Here is a 6318-nt window from a genome sequence, read left to right as displayed (position 1 = left end):
GATACCGACAGTCGCCGCGCACCCACCCCACCCCCAGCGCGGCGCGGCCGGTCCCCGTGGCCCGGGCGCCCAGCGCGGCATCGCCCGGCAGGCGCCGCTCTGAGGGAACAGTTCGGAGGGCTGGAGTCCGGGCACGGCGGGTCGCGATCCCCGTCGCGAAGCAAACAGCGCGGACGGTTCGCGGACCGTGCGGAGCGACCACCTCAGTCGGAGCATGAACCACTCGGAGCGACGGACTCACCCTGAGACCGGAACAAACGCGCGGAGACGGAGAGCAAACAGGGCGGAGCACCCGGCCCGCGAACACCCCGGCGATGCGAGACCCCGGCGATGAGCCCGGGTCGCGAACCTCCTGATGCCAGGTCCCGGGGAAACACCCGGCCCGCAAGCCCGGCCCCTCATGCACGCCAGGACAGGGAGCTCCGGCGACCCCGAAGGCGCCGGAACCGACTGGATCGGCTGTTGGTGGGCGTCTAGACCGAGCGGCGGAGTAGCGGGGGGTGTAGGGCGGTCGCGGAGCCGAGGCGGTAGAGCTCGGCTGGGCGGCCGCCGCCGCGTGGGGAGGCCCGCTGGCCGACCGCGACGACGAAGCCCGGGGTGGAGAGCACCTTGCGCCGGAAGTTGGGCGGGTCCAGGACCACGCCCCAGGCAGCCTCGTACACCCGGCGCAGGTCGGCCAGGGTGAACGGCTCCTCGCAGAAGGCGGCCGCCAGCGACGTGTACTCGAGTTTGCCGCGCGCCCGCTCGACTCCGTCCGAGACGATCTGCGGATGGTCGAAGGCCAGGGTAGGACCGTCCGGGGAGCCCAGGTCCCCGACCGGCCACCAGCGGGCCTGCGGTCCGTCCCCGCTCGCGGTGGGCTGCGGGAGGTTCGGCAGCAGGGCCAGGTAGGCGACGCTGACGACCCGGGTCCGCGGGTCCCGGGTCGGGCAGCCGTAGGTGCGCAGCTGCTCGAGGTGGCCGGCGGTGGTCACCCCGGTCTCCTCGGCGAGCTGGCGCAGCGCGGAGGAGTCGAGGTCCTCGTCCGGGCCGACGAAGCCGCCGGGCAGCGCCCAGCAACCGCGGAACGGCTCACTGTCGCGCTGGATGACAAGGACGCACAGCCGTCCGGCGCGCAGGGTCAGCAGGACGACGTCGACGCTGACGGCGACGGCCGGTATCCGGGCCTGGTCGCCGCCAGTCGCGCCGGACGTCACGTTCGCCGACGAGACGGAGGCCACCGGTCAAGTCTGGCCGTCCGCCCCGGCACCCGCGCCGGCACCCCTCTCCCCGACAGGCGTGCCGGCGCGCCCCTGTCCGCGGTGCCCGCGGCTTCACCGGTCAGAAGGAGGTCCGCGGCTCCGCCGCTGCGACCACGACCGGCAGGCACGGACGTCCGAAGGAGACCTCGCGCGCGCCGGCCGGTAGGGACTCCAGGGCGAGCCGGTGGTGCTCCCGGGCCCGGGCGACTCCGGCCGCGCCGACGAGCGTGTCCGCGACGAGCTGGCCGCCACGCATCAGGGGGACGAGGAGATGACGGTCCCGGCGACCCACAGCCCCGTCCAGCGCCTCTCCGCCAGGTACGCGGGCAGCGGACGCACCGGCGGCGGAGCGGTCGAGGGGTGCTCTGGGGATGACCAGGTCGGCGACGGCCAGTCCGTCCGGGCCCAGGCGGCGCAGGACGTCCTTGCGCCCGCCGCGGCTGCGCTTGCCCACAGAAGTCTTGACGACCGGCTCACCGTCGACCTCGACGAGTTTGTAGACGAAGCCGGCGGTGGGTGCGCCCGACCCGGTCACCAGGCTGGTGCCCACGCCGTAGCCGTCGACGGGGGCCGAGGCCAGGCGGGCGATCGAGTGCTCGTCGAGGTCGCCGGTGACGATGATCCGGGTGGACTCGGCGCCGAGCTGGTCGAGCTGGGTGCGGGCCGCCCGGGCGCCGCCGGCGAGGTCCCCGCTGTCGATGCGGATCGCCCCGAGCTCGCTGCCCGCCGCGGCCACGGCGTTGGCGATCCCGGTCGGGATGTCGTAGGTGTCCACCAGCAGGGTCGTGCCGGCGCCGAGTGCCGCGACCTGGGCCGCGAACGCCGCCGCCTCGTCGTGGTGCGCGAGGGTGAAGGCGTGCGCGCTCGTGCCTGCGCTGGGCACGCCGTAGCGGCGCGCCGCCTCCAGGTTGGACGTCGCGGTGAAGCCGACGAGGCAGGCGGCCCGCGCGGCGGCGACCGCGGCCTGCTCGTGGGTGCGCCGGCCACCCATCTCTATGCACGGCCGGTCGCCGGCGGCGGCGACCATGCGGCTGCCGGCGGCGGCGATGGCGCTGTCGTGGTTGAGCACCGACAGGACGAGGGTCTCCAGCAGGACGCACTCGGCGAACGTGCCCTCCACCACGAGGACGGGGGTGTCGGGCAGGAAGGGCTCGCCCTCGGCGAACCCGTCGACGTCGCCACGGAACTGGTAGGAGGCCAGCCAGTCGGCCGTGTCGGGATCCACGACGCCGGTCGCGGACAGGTGGTCGATCTCGGCCGGGCCGAACCGGAAGTCGGCGAGCGCGGCGAGCAGGCGCCCGGTGCCGGCCATGACTCCGAAGCGACGGCCGGCGGGCAGGGACCGGGTGAAGACCTCGAAGACCGCTCTGCGTTCGGCCGCGCCGGAGCGCAGAGCCGCCCGCAGCATGGTCAACTCGTAGTGATCGGTCAGAAGCGCCGTGGACATCCGGAACAGGGTAGGGACGACAGGCTTCCGGTGCACCACATCGGACGAACCCGCGGGCCGCGGCGGGTGGCCGGCCACGGCCCGGGTGGCGGCGGTCGCGGGGGCGGGTGGCGGCACGTGACGGGCAGGAACGTGCGCGGGGCCTAGGGACGAGGGTGGGGTAGCCCTCTGGGTGGCCGCGGGGTAGTCCATCAGGCCCGGCGGGGTGGTCCGCCGACAGGGGGTCGGGTAGTCCTCGGGTGCGTGGCCGGGCCGATGGCGGTGCGGCCGGCCGGGCGAGCACCCCTACGCCGTCGAGCGGCTGACCCGGGCTGCCGAGTGCGGGGTCTTGTGTACCCCGGTGGGCAGGTGGGTATGCCTGAGAGCGGCCCCGAACACCTAAGAGGCTATGTGATTCACATCACGCCTCCTACTTACTCAGCGTAATCAAGAACGCCCGAGCAGGGGCTCCGTGATCGACGCCAGGACACGGAATCCGCCCGTTACGCGCGACATCGCGAGTACCCACCCCGTTACTGTCCCGAGAACCCCTCGACCATGAGATCGTCCTGGGCGTGGATCGTAGCTATGCCGGGGTTTTCCTCGTTGTCGTCGGCGGCGCGCTGCTTGCGCTTCTGGTGATCGGCGGGCGCGCGGGGCGCGGCCTGCTCCGCGACGTGTGGGGGCGAATGGGCCTGCTGCGCTGGGTCTTTGCGTTGATCGTCGTGGTCGTCTTCCTTGATCTGGCGGACGGGATCCCGAACCGGTGATCGCTGACGAGCGCTTCGGGGGCGGCAAGAAGTGCCCCCGGTGGCCAAGATGTGCTCCCCCGAGATTTCCCGGCGGACGCCCGCCGAGACGGCGGAACGTCGCGCTACGAGTTCGCCATGTCCCCGAGCCATTGACAGCAAGTACATACGGCGTCGCGGTCAGCTATAAAACTCGGCTAATAGACACAGTTCGATTTATGTGTGTGCGCTCCTAGATGCCCGACTCGTTATGCTCACTTCGCGTTACTCCGACGCCGGACGAGAGGACAGCGGGTGACTGGACAAACCTGGCTGTGGACCCCCCCGCGACCAACTCCAACAAGCGTTGGAATTGGATCGCTGCTACGGGCGTACCGGCAGGCCCATGGCCTGACCCAGCAGCAACTCGCCGATCTCCTCGGCTTCGACCAGTCCTATGTGTCGAAGGTCGAGAGCGGGCGGCGGGCGATCCACGACATCTCCACGCTGCGCCACATCGCACGCAACCTCGGTCTGTCACCCGAGGACGTCGGACTCGCCCCGGGCGGTCTGGCCGACCGGCGTCGTGAGCCACCGCGCGGCTCCGCGGTCGAGAAGGTCGCCGGCAGCCAGCGCGCCTGGCGGCTGACCCGGGACCACCTGAACCACCACCGGATCAGCCTGGCCCGCGCCGCGGCCCGGCTCTACCCGGAGGCCTACCGTCTCGGCAACGGGCTGCTGGCCCGTCCCGGCTGGGTGTGGGACACCCCGGTGGACATCAACGACATCGGCCTGCGCTGGGAGCAGTCGGCGGGCGAGCCGGCGATCACCGGCGCCGAGCCGGAGGCCGACGCCACCCGCCCGCTGGTCGGCGACGGCGGCGCGCAGTCGCGTTACCAGCGCTACACCCGGGCGATGCGCGACCTCGACCGGCCGACCCTGTTCGAGAACCGGCTCAGCTTCCGGCTGCTGGACGTCGCCGAGGCCGAGGGTGCCCCCCCTACCCTCACCTTCGGCCACACCACCTACTTCGACGCCGTCGACGTCTGCGAGACCGTGGCGCACGAGACCGCGGCGGCGATGATGGGCGGCGAGCTCGCCTGGCCCGCGCTGCCGTTCCGGCGCCGCATCGGCGATCCGTTCGACCTCGCCGGGCGGGTCGCGCTGCCCTCCATCAACACCCTGACGATCCGGCTCGACCGGGGCAGCGCCAGCTTCGTCCTGCACCGGCGCAGCGCCGGCTCGGTGGCGACGGCGGGCGGGGTGTACCACGTGCTGCCCGCGGGGGTGTTCCAGCCGTCCGGGATCACCCCGTTCCACCACGAGGCCGACTTCGACCTGTGGCGCAACGTCATGCGCGAGCTCAGCGAGGAACTGCTGGGTAACGCCGAGCACGACGGCAGCTCGTCCCGGCCGATCGACTACGACACCGACGAGCCGTTCCGCTCCTTCGAGCAGGCGCGCCGCGCGGGCACGCTGCGGGTCTTCTGCTTCGGCATGGGCCTCGACGCGCTCACCCTGTTCGGCGAGATCCTCACCGTCCTGGTCGTGGAGGCCGACACGTTCGACACGCTGTTCGCCGACATGGTCCGGACGAACGCCGAGGGGTCGGTCGTCTCGACGGGGCCGGGCCGGCAGGCGCACGAGGGGATCCCGTTCACCCAGGCCTCCCTGCGCCGGCTCGTCGACACCGAGCCGCTCGCTCCCTCCGCCGCCGCCTGCCTGGAGCTCGCCTGGCGCCACCGGGAGACCCTCCTGCCCGGGTTGCGCATGCGGGCATCGGTCTGATCAGGCCGCTGTGCGCATCCTCGTCACCGGCGCGTCCGGGTTCGTCGGCGGCGTCACCGCCGACCTGCTCTCGGCCGCCGGCCACCAGGTGACCGCGCTCGTCCGGGACGCGACGGCCCGGACAAGGCTGTCGAGGGTGATCGAGGTGGTCCAGGCCGACCTGCTCGAACCACGCCAGCTCGCCGCGGCGGGCGTCAGCCGCGGGTTCGACGGGGTGTGCCACCTCGCCGCTCTGACCAGGGTGCGGGAGTCCCGCGAGACGCCGCTGCGGTACTTCGCGGCGAACGTCACGGGCACGACCAACCTGCTGGCGGCCCTCGACGCGGGCACCCGGGCCACCGGGGTGGCCCCGCGGTTCGTCTTCGGCTCGAGCTGCGCCGTCTACGGGGACACGGGTACCTCACCGATCCCGGAGACACGCGCACCCGCGCCGACGAATCCCTACGGCGCCTCGAAACTCGCCGCGGAGCAGGCGGTGGCCTACCAGGCCGCCACCGGGCGGCTGGGCGCCGTCGTGCTGCGCTCGTTCAACGTCGCGGGGGCGGTCGGCTCGCACGCCGACCGGGACAGCAGCCGGATCATCCCGGCCGCGCTCGGCGTCGCAACGGGCCGGCGCGACGCCTTCCGGGTGAACGGTGACGGCGCGTCGATCCGCGAGTACGTCCACGTCGTCGACATGGCGCGGGCGTACCTGACCGCGCTGCGGGCGACCGTGCCGGGCCGCTGCACCGTCTACAACGTCGGCAGCGGCCTCGGCGTGAGCGTCACCGACGTGCTGCGGACGGTGGAGAGCGTGACGGGCCGGGACGTGCCGCGGGTGACCCTGCCCCCGGTGCCCGAACCCAGAGCGCTCATCGCCGACAGCCGCCGGATCCGGGCCGACCTGGGCTGGACCTCTCCGTCCTCGACCATCGAGAAGATCGTCGCGGATGCCTGGCGCTCGACGGCGGTGCCCGAGCCGGTCGCGGCGCGGCGCGGCGACGTCCCGATCGTCTCGTGACGGCGGTGTCCGTCGGACCGTCAGCGATTTCGGCGGGGCTTTCGCCGGTATGCCCGATCGGCTCCGGGCCGGCGTGACACGATGACTGCGGCCGAAGCCCGGCCGATGCCGGTCCAGGCACCGGCCGCAGCGCAG

The 6318-nt window shown here is 73.0% G+C and carries 5 protein-coding genes; 3 read left to right on the top strand and 2 right to left on the bottom strand.

Annotated elements, in window-relative coordinates; translation table 11 throughout:
• Window positions 1–473: 473 nt before the first annotated feature.
• Complete coding sequence (locus tag FMEAI12_RS28305; protein WP_368672117.1) at window positions 474–1196, bottom strand: NUDIX domain-containing protein; 723 nt, start codon at window positions 1194–1196, stop codon at window positions 474–476.
• A 124-nt stretch (window positions 1197–1320) separates the two neighbouring features.
• Window positions 1321–2727, bottom strand: a complete 1407-nt coding sequence (locus FMEAI12_RS28300) for a nicotinate phosphoribosyltransferase (RefSeq protein WP_112108468.1) — start codon at window positions 2725–2727, stop codon at window positions 1321–1323.
• 515 nt (window positions 2728–3242) lie between these two features.
• On the opposite strand from FMEAI12_RS28300, the gene FMEAI12_RS28295 reads away from it, so the two are divergent.
• The 3 genes from FMEAI12_RS28295 (at window position 3243) to FMEAI12_RS28285 (ending at window position 6183) form a co-directional block, all read left to right on the top strand.
• Window positions 3243–3437, top strand: a complete 195-nt coding sequence (locus FMEAI12_RS28295; RefSeq protein WP_018504245.1) for a hypothetical protein — start codon at window positions 3243–3245, stop codon at window positions 3435–3437.
• Between the two features lie 273 nt (window positions 3438–3710).
• The gene (locus FMEAI12_RS28290; RefSeq protein ID WP_020463114.1) at window positions 3711–5183 is read left to right on the top strand and encodes a helix-turn-helix domain-containing protein; all 1473 of its coding nucleotides are present in this window, start codon (window positions 3711–3713) and stop codon (window positions 5181–5183) included.
• 10 nt (window positions 5184–5193) lie between these two features.
• Window positions 5194–6183: an NAD-dependent epimerase/dehydratase family protein gene (locus FMEAI12_RS28285; RefSeq protein WP_071060417.1), complete on the top strand. Its 990-nt coding sequence runs from the start codon at window positions 5194–5196 to the stop codon at window positions 6181–6183.
• Window positions 6184–6318 lie beyond the last annotated feature (135 nt).

This window comes from Parafrankia sp. Ea1.12 (genome assembly GCF_900465275.1).
Classification (GTDB): Bacteria; Actinomycetota; Actinomycetes; order Frankiales; family Frankiaceae; genus Parafrankia; species Parafrankia soli.
Note: the sequence above shows the minus strand (reverse complement) of the source record. Positions and strands in the feature narration are given on the sequence as shown.